14 protein-coding genes and 1 riboswitch are annotated in these 15,904 nt (G+C 52.1%); of the genes, 9 read left to right on the top strand and 5 right to left on the bottom strand.

Annotated elements, in window-relative coordinates; genetic code table 11:
- Positions 1 to 33: 33 nt before the first annotated feature.
- On the top strand, positions 34 to 729 hold the full coding sequence (locus VXK30_RS12630; RefSeq protein WP_275716500.1) for a TrmB family transcriptional regulator: 696 nt from the start codon (positions 34 to 36) through the stop codon (positions 727 to 729).
- Between the two features lie 7 nt (positions 730 to 736).
- Positions 737 to 2,017: a diaminopimelate decarboxylase gene (locus VXK30_RS12625; protein ID WP_275716502.1), complete on the top strand. Its 1,281-nt coding sequence runs from the start codon at positions 737 to 739 to the stop codon at positions 2,015 to 2,017.
- A 78-nt stretch (positions 2,018 to 2,095) separates the two neighbouring features.
- On the opposite strand, the gene VXK30_RS12620 is transcribed toward VXK30_RS12625, so the two are convergent.
- From VXK30_RS12620 to VXK30_RS12610, 3 genes are all read right to left on the bottom strand, one after another.
- A complete protein-coding gene (locus VXK30_RS12620) occupies positions 2,096 to 2,470 on the bottom strand; it encodes a desulfoferrodoxin family protein (protein WP_275716504.1) in 375 nt (124 codons plus the stop codon).
- Between the two features lie 83 nt (positions 2,471 to 2,553).
- Positions 2,554 to 3,369 carry a family 1 encapsulin nanocompartment shell protein gene (locus VXK30_RS12615; protein WP_275716506.1) on the bottom strand — a complete coding sequence of 272 codons (816 nt, stop codon included), beginning with the start codon at positions 3,367 to 3,369 and terminating at the stop codon, positions 2,554 to 2,556.
- A 25-nt stretch (positions 3,370 to 3,394) separates the two neighbouring features.
- Positions 3,395 to 3,763, bottom strand: a complete 369-nt coding sequence (locus tag VXK30_RS12610) for a demethoxyubiquinone hydroxylase family protein (protein WP_275716508.1) — start codon at positions 3,761 to 3,763, stop codon at positions 3,395 to 3,397.
- 467 nt (positions 3,764 to 4,230) lie between these two features.
- Here VXK30_RS12610 and VXK30_RS12605 point away from each other — a divergent pair, with 467 nt between their 5' ends.
- Genes VXK30_RS12605 through VXK30_RS12595 form a run of 3 tightly spaced genes read left to right on the top strand, consistent with a single transcriptional unit; the run spans position 4,231 to position 5,777 of the window.
- A complete protein-coding gene (locus tag VXK30_RS12605) occupies positions 4,231 to 4,725 on the top strand; it encodes a flavodoxin family protein (protein ID WP_275716511.1) in 495 nt (164 codons plus the stop codon).
- A gap of 49 nt (positions 4,726 to 4,774) precedes the next feature.
- Positions 4,775 to 5,317, top strand: coding sequence for a glutathione peroxidase (locus VXK30_RS12600; protein WP_275716513.1), 543 nt, complete (start codon positions 4,775 to 4,777; stop codon positions 5,315 to 5,317).
- A 1-nt stretch (position 5,318) separates the two neighbouring features.
- Complete coding sequence (locus tag VXK30_RS12595; RefSeq protein ID WP_442868009.1) at positions 5,319 to 5,777, top strand: MarR family winged helix-turn-helix transcriptional regulator; 459 nt, start codon at positions 5,319 to 5,321, stop codon at positions 5,775 to 5,777.
- Positions 5,778 to 5,858: 81 nt separating this feature from the next.
- Here VXK30_RS12595 and VXK30_RS12590 read toward each other — a convergent pair whose 3' ends face one another.
- Both VXK30_RS12590 and VXK30_RS12585 read right to left on the bottom strand, forming a co-directional pair.
- Positions 5,859 to 6,332: a GNAT family N-acetyltransferase gene (locus VXK30_RS12590; protein WP_275716516.1), complete on the bottom strand. Its 474-nt coding sequence runs from the start codon at positions 6,330 to 6,332 to the stop codon at positions 5,859 to 5,861.
- A gap of 62 nt (positions 6,333 to 6,394) precedes the next feature.
- Positions 6,395 to 7,309, bottom strand: coding sequence for a ketopantoate reductase family protein (locus tag VXK30_RS12585; protein ID WP_275716518.1), 915 nt, complete (start codon positions 7,307 to 7,309; stop codon positions 6,395 to 6,397).
- Positions 7,310 to 7,735: 426 nt separating this feature from the next.
- On the opposite strand from VXK30_RS12585, the gene VXK30_RS12580 reads away from it, so the two are divergent.
- The 4 genes from VXK30_RS12580 (at position 7,736) to ade (ending at position 15,879) form a co-directional block, all read left to right on the top strand.
- On the top strand, positions 7,736 to 10,390 hold the full coding sequence (locus tag VXK30_RS12580) for a cation-translocating P-type ATPase (protein ID WP_275716520.1): 2,655 nt from the start codon (positions 7,736 to 7,738) through the stop codon (positions 10,388 to 10,390).
- Positions 10,391 to 10,922: 532 nt separating this feature from the next.
- Complete coding sequence (locus tag VXK30_RS12575; protein ID WP_275716522.1) at positions 10,923 to 13,193, top strand: sensor domain-containing diguanylate cyclase; 2,271 nt, start codon at positions 10,923 to 10,925, stop codon at positions 13,191 to 13,193.
- Positions 13,194 to 13,266: 73 nt separating this feature from the next.
- Positions 13,267 to 13,339, top strand: a riboswitch (Fluoride riboswitch).
- Between the two features lie 63 nt (positions 13,340 to 13,402).
- Entirely contained in the window at positions 13,403 to 13,942 is a 540-nt protein-coding gene (locus VXK30_RS12570) for an inorganic diphosphatase (RefSeq protein WP_275716524.1), read from the top strand.
- A gap of 140 nt (positions 13,943 to 14,082) precedes the next feature.
- On the top strand, positions 14,083 to 15,879 hold the full coding sequence (ade, locus tag VXK30_RS12565; RefSeq protein ID WP_275716526.1) for an adenine deaminase: 1,797 nt from the start codon (positions 14,083 to 14,085) through the stop codon (positions 15,877 to 15,879).
- The last annotated feature ends 25 nt before the right edge of the window (positions 15,880 to 15,904 follow it).

Genomic DNA, 15,904 nt, shown 5'->3' with positions numbered 1-15,904 from the left:
CCTATAGAGAAACACTATACAGGGGGCGGCACGATGGATCTGGTGGAACTGCTGGGATATTACAATCTTACACGGCAGGAATCGGCCCTGTATCTTCTGCTCTGCTCCGAAGGAAAACTGACGGGATATGAGGCCGCGAAAGCGTCCGGCATATCCCGTTCCAATACCTATACGGCGCTGGCCGGTCTGGTTGAAAAAGGCGCGGCCCTTGTGGAGGAAGACACGGCCACCCATTATCTTCCCGTTCCGGTCGAGGAATTCTGCAGCAACCGTATCCGGCGCATGCAGGAATACCGGGAGCTGCTGGTGGGGGCGGCGCCCAGGCGCAGGGAAGCCGGGGAGGGGTACATCACCGTCAAGGGCGAGACCAACATCATGGATAAAATGAAAAACATGATCGACGCGGCGAAAGAGCGTATTTACCTTGCCGTGTCCGAACAGACGCTTTCTTTGCTTCTGCCGCAGCTCTGTTCGGCTTTGCGCCGGGGGCTGAAGGTCGTCATCATCACCGACCCTCCGTTTGATCTGGAGGGCACGCTGGTGTACCACACGAAAACCGAGCGGCATCAGATTCGCCTGATTGCCGATTCCAAAAGCGTTTTGACCGGCGATATCGCCGCGGGTTCCGAGTCCACCTGCCTGTATTCTCAAAAGCGCAATCTGGTTGAGCTTTTCAAAGAGGCGCTGAAAAATGAAATCACATTGATTACCGTAACGAAAGGGAGCTGAAACTGTTTTGAAAAACACCTTCGTAAATAAGGAAGAACTTGAAAAGATCGCGGCCCAATTTCCGACTCCGTTTTATCTTTATGATGAAAAGGGGATCCGGGAAAACGTGCGCAGACTGCAGAAGGCTTTTGCGTGGAACAGCGGCTTCCGTGAGTATTTTGCGGTGAAGGCAACGCCCAACCCGGTCATTTTGAAAATCATGAAGGAAGAGGGCTGCGGGGTCGACTGTTCCTCGCTGACAGAGCTGATGCTTTCCGACGCGGTGGGTTTTCACGGACAGAACATCATGTTTTCGTCCAACGAAACGCCGCCCGAGGAATTTGTGCTGGCAAAAAAGCTTGGCGCTTTGATCAATCTGGACGATTTTACGCATATCGATTTTCTGAAATCCACGGCGGGCATTCCGGAAACCATCTGCTGCCGCTTCAATCCGGGCGGGACCTTTCAGATCAGCAACGCCATTATGGACACGCCGGGGGAAGCCAAATACGGCTTTACCCGCGAACAGCTGGAGCAGGGGTTTGTAAAGCTGAAGGAGCTGGGGGCCAGGCGCTTCGGCATCCACGCTTTCCTCGCCAGCAATACGACGGACGACGGGTATTACCCGACGCTGGCCGGTATCCTGTTCCGTACGGCCGCCGACATCTACCGTAAAACGGGCGTTGCTGTTTCCTTTATCAATCTGTCCGGCGGCGTAGGAATTCCCTACCGTCCGGAACAAAAACCGGCCAATATCGCAAAGATCGGGGAAGGCGTCCACAAAGCCTTTGAGGAGATCCTTGTTCCGGCGGGCCTGAAGGACGTGGCGATCTACACCGAGCTGGGACGCTTCATGCTTGGGCCGTACGGCTGTCTGGTGACGAAAGCGATCCACGAAAAACATATCTATAAGGAATATATCGGGGTGGACGCCTGCGCGGCCAACCTTCTGCGCCCCGCCATGTACGGCGCATACCACCATATTACGGTGATGGGGAAGGAAAACGCCCCCTGCGACCACAAATACGACATTGTCGGAAGCCTGTGTGAGAATAACGACAAATTTGCCATTGACCGTATGTTTCCGAAAATAGATATGGGGGACCTTCTAATGATCCATGACGCCGGCGCGCACGGCCATGCCATGGGCTACAACTACAACGGCAGGCTGCGTTCCGCGGAAGTGCTGCTGAAAGAGGACGGGTCGGCGCAGCTCATCCGCCGCGCGGAAACCCCGGCCGATTATTTCGCGACCCTTGATTTCCTGGGGCTGTTTCCGGAAAACGGCGGCCACGGGAAAGAAGATTGATAATACCCTGCCAAAATGGGATGATATAACAAAAATGGCTTTGCGGAAAACCCGCAAAGCCATTTTTCATCTGATCAATTAGAATTCAGCTTTCCAAAGGCCGTGAAGATTGCAGTACTCGTAAACCGTGCCGGATTCGGCGTCGTTGAACTCCGCCTTCGGGTCCATGCCGGGCTTCAGGTAGGCGATTTCCAGCCTGTCGCCGGACTCCAGCGCAATCCATTCAATATGATGCTCCGGGAGCATGGGGTGAATGGTGGAACCGATCTGAACTTTGATTTTTCCGTCTTCCCTTGTAATAAACGGAACGTGCTTTTCGGTCGCGGCGTCGGTGGTGTTTGCTTCCAGCTTCGTCATGTTCTGGCCGCAGCAGGTGAGTGTGCCGCCGCCGCTCCTGATCAGCGCTACCATATTGCCGCAAATCTCACAGCGGTAAAAAACAACTTTTGACATTTTTACAACCTCATTTCCATCATTTGATTATTATAAATAAAACAGCAAATAAAAGAGATACCGTGCGGTGGCAAAGCTTCGGGTCATTCAAAAACGACGATAGCCTGCCTGCGCTTGATGCGGAGCAGAACGGTCTCCAGAATACGGAAGCAGTGATTGAGGTCCCTTTGCTCCAGATAAGCGGCTGCAAGGTCCTGTCCGATCACCAGATCGATATTTCTCGGACCGGTGCAGACGAGCACCGCTTTGTCATTTCCCAATACAGGGCTGCTGACAACATTGCCGTTCAGCAGCTTTTTCACACGCTCAATTTCCAATAAACCCGTTCCGGGCTGAATCCGCTGCATCTGCAGATACAGGTCGGGACTGACCGCAAGCGCATAAGCGCCGTAAACGTTTTTAGAAGTCAGCAGCTGGATTGCCGCGGCGATATCGGTAAACGCGTTTTCTCCCTCGGACCAGTCTTTCTTTTCAATCCGGTTTGTTCCCGCTGCGGTAAGAAGCCCTTCATAGCCCAGTCCTTCGGCCCCGAAGAAAATCAGCCGGTCCTCTTTCAGGGCGCAGGCCTCGGCGGAAGCCATAACGGCGGATAAATCCACCGGATAACCGGATTTGCGGCTGCTTTCCAGATCTTTTGCCAAAAGGGTGGCGTCGTCGTAAACGGTGGGGATTTCCACATGCTTTCTGCCGGCGGTGACCGTCAGTCCGTCTTTGGTGATTTCCCCGATTTTGTCCGCGTCGTCAATCGCGATGCTGTCCGCTCCGATGCCGAGAGGCCCGAAAATATGTAAGAATCTTCTGCCCGCCAGAATACGGCGCGCCGATTCCACTACGGCAGCGTCAATTTGTTTCCAAAGCTCCTGCGGTACCGGGGAACCTTCTCTTGAAAGATAATCCATATGATCAGCTCCTTTACAGATTTATTTATTCGTTCAGCAGGCTGCCGACCGTCTGTCCGGGGGCGTCGGCAGCGGGCTCTGCGGACGGTTCGGAAATTCCCAGCCCCTCCAGCATCTCTCTTACTTCCGCTTCACCGGAGGCGAACAGCTCCGCTTCTTTCGGGTCCAGCTGCCGAAGCAGCGTCATCAATTCACCGATATGGGCCTTTTCTTCATCGCGGATATCGCTGATGACCGTTTTGGCCAGTTCATTGTCCGTGGCCTGAACATGGGCGTCATAAAGATAGATGGCTTCCAGTTCCCCCGCAATGTCCAGACGGATGGCCTGAACAAGTTCCTCATGTGTTAATTTCCTTTCAACGTTTGCCTGAAAAGGATTTGCAAAAGCCGGCATTTTTCTCAACCTCCTGTTATGATTGTTTTTTTGACAGATTCGACGGAATCAAATTTGTTTTCTGTAAATATCTGTCAAAATGCCTTTCTTATATTATAGCAATATTTTTACAAACAGCAAAGAGATTTTCAAAATATTTTATATTCTCTTTACAGTTCTGCAATGGTTGTATAGCGTTTTTCCGACCGCTTAAAAACGCATTTGCGGCTGCTGCAAATAATACATCTCCGCGCAAAACCATACGCCTGATTTTCAGTCGAGTGACAGTTGGCTTGGAAACAGCAGGCACAGAAACTGAAATTCGGGACAATTTTAATAAATTCCAAACAAAATTTTATACCATTCCTCTTTTAATTATGCTAATCTAAAGATAATCTTACCGGATGTCCCATCACTCAATGAAAATTCCCGATTGAAAATCATCAGGCCGGAACAAAATGAGAAAGATACGGAAAGGATGCTCAAAGATGAAAAATCTGGTTGTCTATTATTCCTGGAAGGGGAACACGGAGGTCGCGGTGAAAGAGCTGTCCGAATTAATTGGCGGGGACCTAAAACGGATTGAAGAGACAAAACCGCGGAAATCCTTCGGTATGGCGGCATGTTCGGCGGTCTTTGGCCTGAAGAGCAAAATCGGGCCGATGGATTTTTCCCTGAACGGTTATGATTCCGTTTTTCTCGGCGGCCCGGTCTGGGCGGGCCGGAGTACGCCCGCCGTCAATGCCTTTCTGGAACGGGCGGATTTTTCCGGGAAAAAGGTCTATTTATTTATCACGCAGGCGGACGAGCATGAGCCGCAGTCCGTTTTTCAGTCCCTGACGCAGAGAGTGAAGCTGCGTGGCGGGGAAGTGTCCGGCTGCTTCTTTCTTCAGACCGTCATGAAAAGCCCCCTTTCCCCGGATAAGGCCCGGAAATCCTTCGCGGACTGGGTGAAAAATTTAACTCTTGACAAAGTAAATTAAATTGCATACAATCAAATTGTAAAAAATACAATTTGAAAGGTGATCCTTTATGACGATTTATGATTATTCCATTCAGACGATGGAGGGAAAGACCGTTCCGCTTTCAGAATTAAAAGGCAAGGTTCTGGTCCTCGTCAATACGGCAAGCAAATGCGGCTTTACGCCGCAGTACGAAGGTCTGGAAAAGCTTTATCAGACCTATCGCGAACAGGGTCTCACGGTGATCGGCTTCCCCTGCAATCAGTTTGCGGAGCAGGAGCCGGGAACGAACAGCGAGGTGCAGGAGTTCTGTAAGCTGCGGTATGGGGTTACTTTTCCGCTTTCGGTGAAAATTGACGTCCGCGGGGAAAACGCAGACCCGATCTTCCGCTATCTGACCGGCCACACAGCCTTTGAAGGCTTTGGAAAGGGCGTAAAAAACAGGACGCTGGAACTGATGCTGAAAACGAAATACGGAAAAGAGTTCAACGACAGCTCCATCAAATGGAATTTTACGAAATTCCTGATCGACAGGGAAGGAAATATTGCCGGACGTTTTGAACCGACAACGACGCCCGAGGAAATGGAATCCGCAATTAAGGAGTGTTTGTAATTTGGATGTGCGGCCCGACGATCTGTTAAAGCTTGACAGCCAGCTTTGTTTTGCGCTTTATGCGTGCTCAAAGGAAGTGATCCGCCTTTACAAGCCGTACCTCGAACCGTATGGCCTTACGTATACGCAGTATATCACTTTGCTGGTGCTGTGGGAAAAGGACAATCTCAGCGTATCGGAGTTGGGAAGCCGGCTGCTTCTGGATTCAGGAACCCTGACCCCGCTTCTGAAAAAGCTGGAAAAGCTGGAGCTTGTCGAACGCGTGCGCAGTGTCCGTGACGAGCGCAGTGTACAGGTTTGTCTGACGGAAAAGGGCAGAAGCCTGAAAAAACATTTTCTGGACCTTCCTCAGAAAATGTTCTGCTGTACGGGCCTTGCTCCGGAAGAGGCCCTTCGCCTCAGGGAAATGCTTTCCCAGCTTCTCGGGAACATACGGGCCGTACAGAAGGATACCGTCTGAAAGCATGATAAAAACGGCGTTGATTCCAAAGGGAATCAGCGCCGTTTTGCGGGAAGAGCTTCTCCGGCCGACCGATACCGATCAAAAGGTCAGAGAATACTCCATATTATTTTTTGCCTCCTGAAAACCGTATTTTTCATACAGCGGCTTTCCCATTTCGGAAGCGTTCAGCGTAATTTTCATGCAGTTTCTGGCACGTGTTTCCTCCAGCAGACGGCTTAAAAGAGCGGAAGCGATCCCTTTGTTCCGGTGTGCCGGTTTCGTATACATGTTCATGATGTACGCCACCGACCCCGTGATGTTGGAATAGACCGGGGGAATCGAATAGAACACGATCCCGCTGGTCGCTATGATCTCTTCGTCCTGAACCGCAACCCATGCGACAAAGCTGTCGTTTGCAAGATGCTGTTCAAAATACCGGTAGGTGTTCGCGTAAAATTCGGCGGTGCCGGAATTTTGAGGATTTTCCCTTTCGTTTCGCATCTCCACTCTGATTTCTGCCAGCTGGTCAACATCATGGATCGTCGCCCTTCGATACTCCATAGCTTCACTCACTTTCTGATATCCTGAATTTTTATCAATGTTTTTTAACGGCTGCTGTGCCATGCGTAAAATACTCAGTAAAGCTGTTCCATGGATTTGATAATGCAGTATAAAACGTGATTCACGGGAGTGGAAACCTGATATTTCCGGCCCAACTCCACGACGGTACCGGCAAAATAATCTACCTCGGTGCGCCGCTTTGCCTCTATATCCTGCAGCATGGAGGTTTTCCCCAGCGGTGAAAACGTGGACATCAGATTTTCGTATTCCAGGGCGTCCTGTTCGGTTAAATCGATATGGCGGGCCTTTGCCAGAGCGACGACCTCCATCATGGCTTCATGAAAAAGGATTCCGTTGGTTTCTATGCCGGTCATTTTTCCGTAGGGCGCGCCGGTGATGGCGGAAACCTGGTTGCAGCCCACATTGAGCATCCATTTTTTCCATACGGTGCGGATCATGTCCGAAGGGGCTTCGCATTCAATCCCGGCCGCGGCCAGAAAAGCTTTGACTGCGGTCACTTCCGGCGAAGGGACCGTGTTGTCCGCGTCCCCGAAATCAATCACACCGTCTACCGTGTTTTGCACACCGTCGGCGGTTCGCACCGCGTCTATGTAAATGGAAAGCCCGTAAAAGACGCGGTTGTCCGGAAAGACCGACAGGATTCTGTCCCTGACGGTGACTCCGTTCAAAAGGGGAAGGATTACGGTGCTTTTACCGACAAAGCTGCGCATATCCTCCAGCGCTTTGCTCAGCTGGTCGTTTTTTACGCTGACAATGATTAGGTCGGCCGGAAAATTCTGTTCCCCCGGCGAAAGCACCCGCGGGTAAAACACACTGCCGTTAAGCCGGATTCCGTTTCCCTTCAGCTTTTCTTTCCGCGCCCCGCCGGCGATCACGGCAAAATCGGCGCCGTAGCGGTCGTGCAGCAATTTCCCATAAACGGTGCCAATCGCACCCATTCCGATGAGGGCAGCCTTTTTGATCTGCATCTTCCATTCCCCATTCCTGTGTTTCGTTTCTGTTTCCCTGTTTGTTACTGTGCTGTTTCTTCTCCGCTAAAATATCGGTATTCAAATTATACTATTTCCTTAGCCGCTGTCAATTCCTTTTTTTCTGCGACCGAATGTTGTAAAACTCAGCTTAAAAGCATGTAAATTACCGGGTTTGTTGATGAAATCCTGTTGACAGAGCGCCTGATAGATGATATGATAAGGAAACACAAAAACAATATCTCTTGAGGGAGTAGTTTGCATGCGGTTCGCCGCATGTGTCAAGTCAACAGCATGGCCGTTTCGGTCTGGCTTGCCTTAATGAACAAGACTCATGTATAGCTTTGTATGGGCTGTACATGAGTTTTTTTTATTATTATACATATCATAATCATCAGTTGAATGAATGAGAGGAAGAAACTACGCATGAAGTACTATTTAGCAGATTTGGATCAGGTCCTTGAGCAGGTCCAAAGCAGCCCGCAGGGCCTGTCACAGGCTGACGCGGATTCCCGTTTGCAGCGCGATGGAAAGAACAAGCTGGCCGAAGGCAAAAAGGTTTCCGTATTCAGGCGGTTTATTCAGCAGCTCGGCGACCCGATGACCATCATCCTGATCGTCGCCGCGGTCATTTCGGGTATTACCGCGTCTTACGCGCACGAATCCTTTGCGGATGTCTTCATCATTATGATCGTTGTTTTGATCAACGCGGTGCTTGGCGTCTATCAGGAAAGCAAGGCGGAAAAAGCGATCGAAGCGCTGCAGGAAATGTCCGCCGCGACCTCCAAGGTCCTGCGCGGCGGCAATGTCGTCACGATGAAAAGCGAAGACCTGGTCACCGGCGACGTGGTTCTGCTGGAAGCGGGAGACGCCGTCCCGGCCGACTGCCGCATGATTGAAAGCGCAAGCGTAAAAATCGAGGAGGCCGCCCTGACGGGCGAGTCGGTGCCGGTCAACAAGATCATTCAGGCGCTGACGCTGAAGAAAGAGAAGGAAGTGCCGCTCGGCGACCGTAAAAATATGGCGTATATGGGCAGCACCGTCGTTTACGGCCGCGGAAAAGCGGTGGTCGTTGCGACCGGCATGGATACCGAAATGGGAAAAATCGCCGACGCGCTCGCAAACGCGAAGGACAACGTTACCCCGCTCCAGATCAAATTGAATCAGCTCAGCAAAATCCTGAGCCGTCTGGTCATCGGCATCTGTATTTTCATCTTTGCGTTCAGCCTGATTAAATCGGGAGATTTCAGCGGCCAGGTCGTGCTGAACACCTTCATGGTCGCGGTCAGCCTTGCCGTCGCGGCGATTCCTGAGGGACTCGCCACCGTCGTGACGATCGTGCTCTCCATCGGCGTTACCAACATGTCCAAACGAAACGCCGTCATCCGGAAACTGACGGCGGTGGAAACGCTTGGCTGTGCGCAGGTGATCTGTTCCGACAAAACCGGCACGCTGACACAGAACAAAATGACCGTTGTGGAGCATTACTCGGAAGACGAGCCGCTGCTTGCCACCGCAATGGCCCTGTGCAGCGACGCCGAGCTGGGCAAAGACGGCGAAGTCACCGGGGAACCGACGGAAGCGGCGCTTGTCAGCTATGCCGCCAGCCTGAAGCTCGATAAAAACGAGCTGAAAAAGACGAATCCGCGCGTCGGCGAAGCGCCGTTCGACTCCATGCGCAAAATGATGTCCACCGTCCATTCTCTCGCGGACGGAAGCTACATCCAGTACACGAAGGGCGCCCCGGACGAGGTCATCAAAAAATGCACCCATGTCCTGAAAAACGGACAGGTCGTGCCGATGACGGAGGCCCTGCACGGGGAAATCCGCTCGCAGAACAAGGCGATGGCGGGCAAGGCCCTGCGCGTGCTCTGCGCGGCATTTAAGAAATATGACGGCATGCCCGCTTCCTTTGAACCGTCCGATCTGGAAAACGGCCTGACCCTGATCGGTCTGACCGGGATGATCGACCCCATCCGTCCCGAGGTTGTGGACGCGATTCAGGAGTGCAGGGAGGCCGGAATCCGCCCGGTCATGATCACGGGTGATCACCGCGATACGGCGGTGGCCATTGCGACCCAGCTCGGAATCATCACGGACGAGTCGCAGGCGATTACCGGCGCCCGACTGGATGAAATCAGCGACGACGAACTGAAGGATACCATTGGGAATTATTCCGTTTACGCCAGAGTCCAGCCGGAGCATAAGGTCCGTATTGTCAACGCATGGAAAACCAACGGGATGATTACCGCCATGACCGGCGACGGCGTCAACGACGCCCCGTCGATCAAAAGCGCCGATATCGGCGTGGGCATGGGAATTACGGGTACGGACGTCACCAAAAACGTGGCGGACATGGTGCTTGCGGACGACAATTTCGCCACCATCGTTTCCGCGGTGGAAGAGGGCAGAAGGATCTACGACAATATCCGGAAGGCCATTCAGTTTCTGCTGGCTTCCAACCTGAGCGAAGTGCTTTCCATTTTTGTCGCTACCCTTCTGGGCTTTGTCATTCTGAAGCCGGTGCACCTGCTCTGGATCAATCTGATTACCGACTGCTTCCCGGCCCTGGCGCTCGGAATGGAGGAGGGCGAAAAAGACCTCATGCGGCGCAGTCCCCGCAATCCCCGCGACGGCATTTTTGCCGGAGGACTCGGCACGGACGTCGCCTATCAGGGGATCCTGGTCACGGTTGTCACCCTGTCCGCGTATTTCATCGGCCATTTTCTCGAGTCCGGAATCTGGGAAATCACCAACAGCGCCGACGGCATGACCATGGCTTTTCTGACCATGTCGATGGCGGAGATTTTCCACTCCTTCAACATGCGTTCCCAGCGCCATTCGATTTTCAGCATGAGGAAACAGAACGGATACCTGATCGGCGCCATGCTCATGTCGCTGCTGCTGACCACGGCCGTGATCTATATCCCCGCTCTGGCGTTTGCCTTCCAGTTTGAAGAGATTTCACTGCTGGAGTACTCGGTCGCTCTGCTGCTTGCTTTTTCGGTTATTCCGATTGTGGAAATCGTGAAAGCGTTTCAAAGAAAATTTGCAAAAGTTTCCACTTCTTATGGAAATTAATTTCTCTTCGGGACAGCGGAATAAAAACGAGTCGGGCGCACATACTAAGTCCTGGGTACATTGAATGATTCCTGGTGGATCAGTACCCTTAAAAAAACAGATTGGCAAGCAAAGATTTAATCAAGAATACTGGGAGATGGTTAAGTTGAACAGATCAGTCTGGGAACCTATCATGATCCGTGCAGTAATGCCTTTATGAAGACCCAAAGATAAGTTTGGCTGAACTCATTGATTCTCAAGTTTTGATAATTAAATACGAGCTTGGAGGGGCGGGAATTCCGAATAGAATTTCCGTCTCTTTTCTTTTTCAGCATTCTTATCAACGCTTTCTCACCGAAGAATGATAGGATTAAAACATGGGAAATTTTAACAGGAAATTTAAGACTTGATATAGTTATCGAAAGAAATCTGTGCTAAAATATAGATATTTTTAAAGTACATAACAAACCGGATACTGTGACGCCGAAAACCATGCGGATCGATTTTCGGCCGGGTGCCGGCCTGCGGTTTTCTGTGTTTTTTGGGGGTATCCATGAAAAGGTTTATCAAATTCGCCGACGGGCTGCTGATTGTATCCTTCTGCCTGATTCTGCTTTCGGTTTTTTCGGGAACCGGCCGGCATGAGAATGCTGTTTCGAACGGCGTTTTGGATATCGGCAGCGCCGGCCTTTCCTCACCTGTTCCGATGACCGGGGCATGGGAGTTTTATTGGGGCCGGCAGGTGAGCCCTCAGGGGAAGATAACGGATGCGGACAATAAACAGCTGGTTCAGGTTCCCGCAAACTGGACGGCGTACCGTGATGCGGACAATAAAGCCTGTTCACAGGAGGGATACGCCGTCTACCGGGTGGTGCTGAAAGCACAGAAGGGCCTTTGTCTTGGGTTGAAAATTCCCCAGATCGGTTCTTCCTACCGGCTGTGGATCGATGGAAACATACGCTTCGAAAGCGGCCGGGTCGGGAAAAACGCGTCGGAATCCAGACCGGAGTGGACGACGCAGTCGGTTTTCTTTCAGACACAGCGGGAAGACACGGAAATTCTGATAGAGGTTTCCAACTTCGACTATTTCCGTTCCGGCCTGACGATTCCCGTTGTGGTGGGAACCCAGCAGCAGATCCAGCGGCTGGGCGATCAGGGCTTGTTTATGGACACCTTTCTCTTTTCATCCCTGTTTGTAATGGCGGTGTTTTTCTTTCTGCTGTATTTTGTGCGTTCTCACGACAAGGCCCATATCTGTCTGGCGCTTTTTGCAGCGGCCATCTCCCTGCGTCCGCTGCTTTACGGCGAGTGCTATTTCAATAAGATTTTCCCCGGCATCAATTTTGAATTCAACACCAAACTGTACCTGGTCAATTTCGTGGTGATCCAGCTGCTGTGCCTGTTTTTTTACTATCAGTATAAAGAACTGTCGAGCAGAAGGTTTATGCGTGTCAGCGGAGCAGCGGTGTCCGCCATTGTTTTTGTGGGCGTTTTTCTTCCGGCCCGGTATATGCTGTATCCCGTTGTTCTTCTGGAAGCGATGATTCCCGTCACCGTTGCCAACTGCCTTGTGACGCTGATGCGCGCAATGAGAAAAAAATACGAAAACGCCGGAATCAACCTTTTAAGCGTCCTGCTCCTGTTTTTCCTGTCCATTGTGGATATCCTGAAAAATAACGGGCTTATCGAAATGAACCTTTACTATACTCCGATCGCAATGCTCGTCGTCACGTTCATTCAGGTCTTCCTGCAGGTAGGAAGATTCAGGGAAAGCGATCTGCTGAACGAAAAGCTGGCCAATGAGGTCGGAATCAAAAATCTGAAGCTGGAATACGAAATGAAGCAAAGGAGTATTACGGAAAAACTGAACAACGGTCTGAGAGCGATGGTTTCCGCTTTGGAAATCGAGGGCCTTCTGGTCAGCATTCTGGAAAATCTGTATCAGATTATCGAATTTGAAAGCGCCGTCATGGTTTTGCGGGTGAATGAGAGCCTGGGTTACATTGTGACCAAACTGAATCACGAAAAAGTGGTCTGCCGCAGGTATTCCGGGAGAATCGTCCTCAGGGATCAAAATCAGTCCGAGAACCGAAACGGCGGCGAAAAGGTTCGCGTGCACGATCTTTACACCCGGGGCAAAGACGGAAAAAGCCTGATCGTGAAGTCTCTTTACTATAATCACAAGCTGTTCTGCGTCATAAAAATGATTGTCAGCAAAAGCAGGGAGATTTCTGCCGGAGACCTGGAACTGGTGGATATCTATACGGAGCAGTCGATTTTAGCGTTTCAGAACGCAAAATCCTATGAAAAAATCAAAGAACTTGCCCTGTATGACGAGCTGAGCGGTATTTACAACCGCAGGCAGCTGATGAAGCTCGGCATTATGGAATATATTTCGGCCAGGGAAGCCGGCTGCGATTTTTACGCAATGATGCTTGACATCGATTTTTTCAAGGCCGTCAACGATACATACGGCCATCTGTTCGGGGATAAAATCATTAAAAACGTTGCGAATATCTGCAAACGGTGTATCCCGGTCAGCGCGGTGGTCGGGCGGTACGGCGGCGAGGAATTCCTCATTTTCCTCAAGGACATGGAAAAGGAGGACGTCGGCCTGCTGGCGGAAAAGCTGAACAGGGAAGTAAGAAGCTGCAGCTATTCCTGTGAGGGTAACGACCATATTCATGTGACCGTCAGTATCGGCGTCGCAAGGGGAAAAAGGGAGCAGGTGAACCTGTACGACCTGATCAATCACGCGGACAAGGCGATGTATCTGGCCAAAAAAGAGGGGCGCGACTGTGTCCGGTGGTTTGAGCAGGAATGAGAATCCGTCTGCGGGGCTTCTGCCGGTTCTCTTATTTTCTGTTTATTGACAGAATGTTTTCCATTGTGCTATAATAAAAATCGGGAATGAAGTTCTCCCGTAGCGAACGCTAAAATTGCTTTTATGCTGATGACTTCTGTGATATACACAGCGGGTTGTCGGCTTTTTTATTTGCAAATCAGAAAATTTAAGATGCAGGAGGGACTTTTTTGAATATTTGGCACGAGATTTCTCAGGACAGAATTCATGCGGACAGCTTTTTCGCGGTGATTGAAATTTCCAAGGGCTGCAAGACAAAATATGAGCTGGATAAGGAATCCGGCTTTCTTTCCATGGACCGTATCCTGTACACTTCCGCGCATTATCCTGCGAATTACGGTTTTATTCCGCGTACCTACGCGGCGGATCACGATCCGCTGGACGTGCTGGTGCTCTGTTCCGAGGACATTCAGCCGCTCTCTCTGGTGCGCTGTTACCCCATCGGGGTGATCTCCATGGAGGACGGAGGTTTTGTGGACGACAAGATCATCGCGATTCCGTTCGGCGACCCGACCTTCAACGAATACCGGAACATCGACGAGCTGCCCTCGCATATTTTTGACGAAATGATTCACTTTTTTGCGGTGTATAAGGAACTGGAGGGCAAAGCCACCGCGGTGGATTACATCCGCAGCGTGCAGGACGCAAAACGGATTATACAGGAAAGCATCGACGCTTACACTGAAAAATTCGGCGGGACCAACGCCTGATCTCCCCTGTAAAGAACGGACGCTCCGGCGGTTTTTGACCGCTGCGGGGCGCCTTTTTTATTTTACGGCAGTAAAAGATGCTTGACAGGCATTTTGATGACGTTTAATATAGAATGAAAAACATGTAAAGGGGTGCTGTGATGATTAACAAGTTTTGTACTTCTCCGCTGTGGGAATCCGGCAGGACGCTTGCCGCGGTCGCGCAGGGCGCCGTTCCGGCGGAAACCGTGATTATCAACGCCAGGCTGGTGAATGTCTGTACCGGGGAGATCCTGCCGGATACCGATGTGGCTATTTCCTGCGGCAGGATTGCCCTTGTCGGCGACGCGAAGCACTGTATCGGAGAAGGCACAACCGTCCTGGACGCAGCCGGTCAGTATATCGCCCCCGGATTTTTAGACGGGCATATGCATGTGGAATCCTCCATGATGAGTGTGGGGGAATACGCGCGGGCGGTCATTCCTCACGGCACGGTGGGAATCTATATGGACCCGCATGAAATCTGCAATGTCCTCGGGCTGGACGGGGTTTCCTGCATGATCGAGGACTCCAAAAGGACTCCGCTGAAAACGATGGTCACCACACCGGCCTGTGTTCCCGCCGTTCCCGGCTTTGAAGATACCGGCTCCTCCATCGGTCCGGCGGAGATCGCCGAGACCATGCGGTGGGACAGCGTGGTGGGCCTTGGGGAACTGATGAATTTTCCGGGCGTGCTGAACTCGGACCCACAGATGCATGGCGAGGTCGCCGAGACGCTCAGGGCGGGCAAGATCGTGACCGGTCATTACTCCATGCCGGAGACGGGGCGTGGGCTGAACGCCTATATTGCTTCCGGTGTGCGCTGCTGCCACGAGTCCACCCGCGCGCAGGACGCCCTCGCGAAAATGCGGCTCGGCATGTACGCCATGCTGCGGGAAGGTTCGGCGTGGCGCGACCTTCATGAGGTGGCGAAAAGCATTACGGAAAATAAAATCGACACCCGGTTCGGGGTGCTGATTTCCGATGATACGCACCCGTACACCTTGCTGAATCAGGGGCATCTGGACCACATCGTCCGCCGCGCGGTGGAAGAGGGAATCGACGTCATGACTGCCATTCAGATGGTCACCATCAACTGCGCCCAGTGCTTTCAGATGGACCATGAGCTGGGGTCCATTACGCCGGGGAAATGCGCGGATATCGTTTTTATCGGCAGTCTGGACAGGCTGGACGTTACGCGGGTGCTGATCAACGGCGCCGTTGCGGCGGAAAACGGAAAGCTTACCGAAAAGCTCCCGCCCTATCATTACCCGAAGTGGGCGACGGAATCCATGCATATCAAAAATCCCATTACACCGGAGTCCTTTGCCATTCCCGCGAAGGGCGACCGTGTGACCGCCCGCGTCATTGAAGTGATCCCCGCCAGGGTCGGCTCCTACGAACGGCATGTTTCGCTCAGGGTGGAAAACGGGCGGGTCGGTTCCGACGTCGAACAGGATGTCCTGAAAACGGCGGTCTTTGAGCGGCACCATGAAACGGGAAAGGCCGGCTTCGGCTTTGTCAAAGGGTTTGGTATCCGGTGCGGGGCCATGGCTTCCACCGTGGCGCATGACGCGCACAACCTGCTGGTGATCGGCACCAACGACGAGGACATGGCGCTGGCCGCCAATACGCTGATCGCGTGCGGCGGGGGAATGACCGCCGTACAGAACGGCAGGGTTCTGGGGACGGTTCCGCTCCCGATCGCCGGCCTGATGAACGACAAGCCGGTGGAGGAAATGGCTGAAATCGTCGGAAAGCTGAGCGAGGCGTGGGAAAAGATTGGGTGCAGCATGGTTTCTCCCTTTATGACCATGGCGCTGATTCCGCTTGCCTGCCTGCCCGAACTGCGCCTGACCGACAGGGGGCTGGTGGACTGTACGGAATTCCGGTTTACTCCGCTCTTTGTGGAAGAATAGAGTTTTATAAAAATAGAGCAGGTAA

The sequence above is a fragment of the Caproiciproducens sp. CPB-2 genome, assembly GCF_036287215.1.
Classification (GTDB): Bacteria; Bacillota; Clostridia; order Oscillospirales; family Acutalibacteraceae; genus Caproiciproducens.
The sequence above is the reverse complement of the archived record's forward strand: the minus strand, read 5'-3'. Positions and strand labels throughout refer to the sequence as shown.

What these genes read in the sequence shown, in the direction of transcription:
- VXK30_RS12630 (WP_275716500.1), top strand. Translation starts at nt 34, where the DNA reads ATGGATCTGGTGGAACTGCTGGGATATTACAATCTTACACGGCAGGAA.
- VXK30_RS12620 (WP_275716504.1), bottom strand. Translation starts at nt 2,470, where the DNA reads ATGTCAAAAGTTGTTTTTTACCGCTGTGAGATTTGCGGCAATATGGTA.
- VXK30_RS12615 (WP_275716506.1), bottom strand. Translation starts at nt 3,369, where the DNA reads ATGGATTATCTTTCAAGAGAAGGTTCCCCGGTACCGCAGGAGCTTTGG.
- VXK30_RS12610 (WP_275716508.1), bottom strand. Translation starts at nt 3,763, where the DNA reads ATGCCGGCTTTTGCAAATCCTTTTCAGGCAAACGTTGAAAGGAAATTA.
- VXK30_RS12605 (WP_275716511.1), top strand. Translation starts at nt 4,231, where the DNA reads ATGAAAAATCTGGTTGTCTATTATTCCTGGAAGGGGAACACGGAGGTC.
- VXK30_RS12600 (WP_275716513.1), top strand. Translation starts at nt 4,775, where the DNA reads ATGACGATTTATGATTATTCCATTCAGACGATGGAGGGAAAGACCGTT.
- VXK30_RS12585 (WP_275716518.1), bottom strand. Translation starts at nt 7,309, where the DNA reads ATGCAGATCAAAAAGGCTGCCCTCATCGGAATGGGTGCGATTGGCACC.
- VXK30_RS12580 (WP_275716520.1), top strand. Translation starts at nt 7,736, where the DNA reads ATGAAGTACTATTTAGCAGATTTGGATCAGGTCCTTGAGCAGGTCCAA.
- VXK30_RS12575 (WP_275716522.1), top strand. Translation starts at nt 10,923, where the DNA reads ATGAAAAGGTTTATCAAATTCGCCGACGGGCTGCTGATTGTATCCTTC.
- ade (WP_275716526.1), top strand. Translation starts at nt 14,083, where the DNA reads ATGATTAACAAGTTTTGTACTTCTCCGCTGTGGGAATCCGGCAGGACG.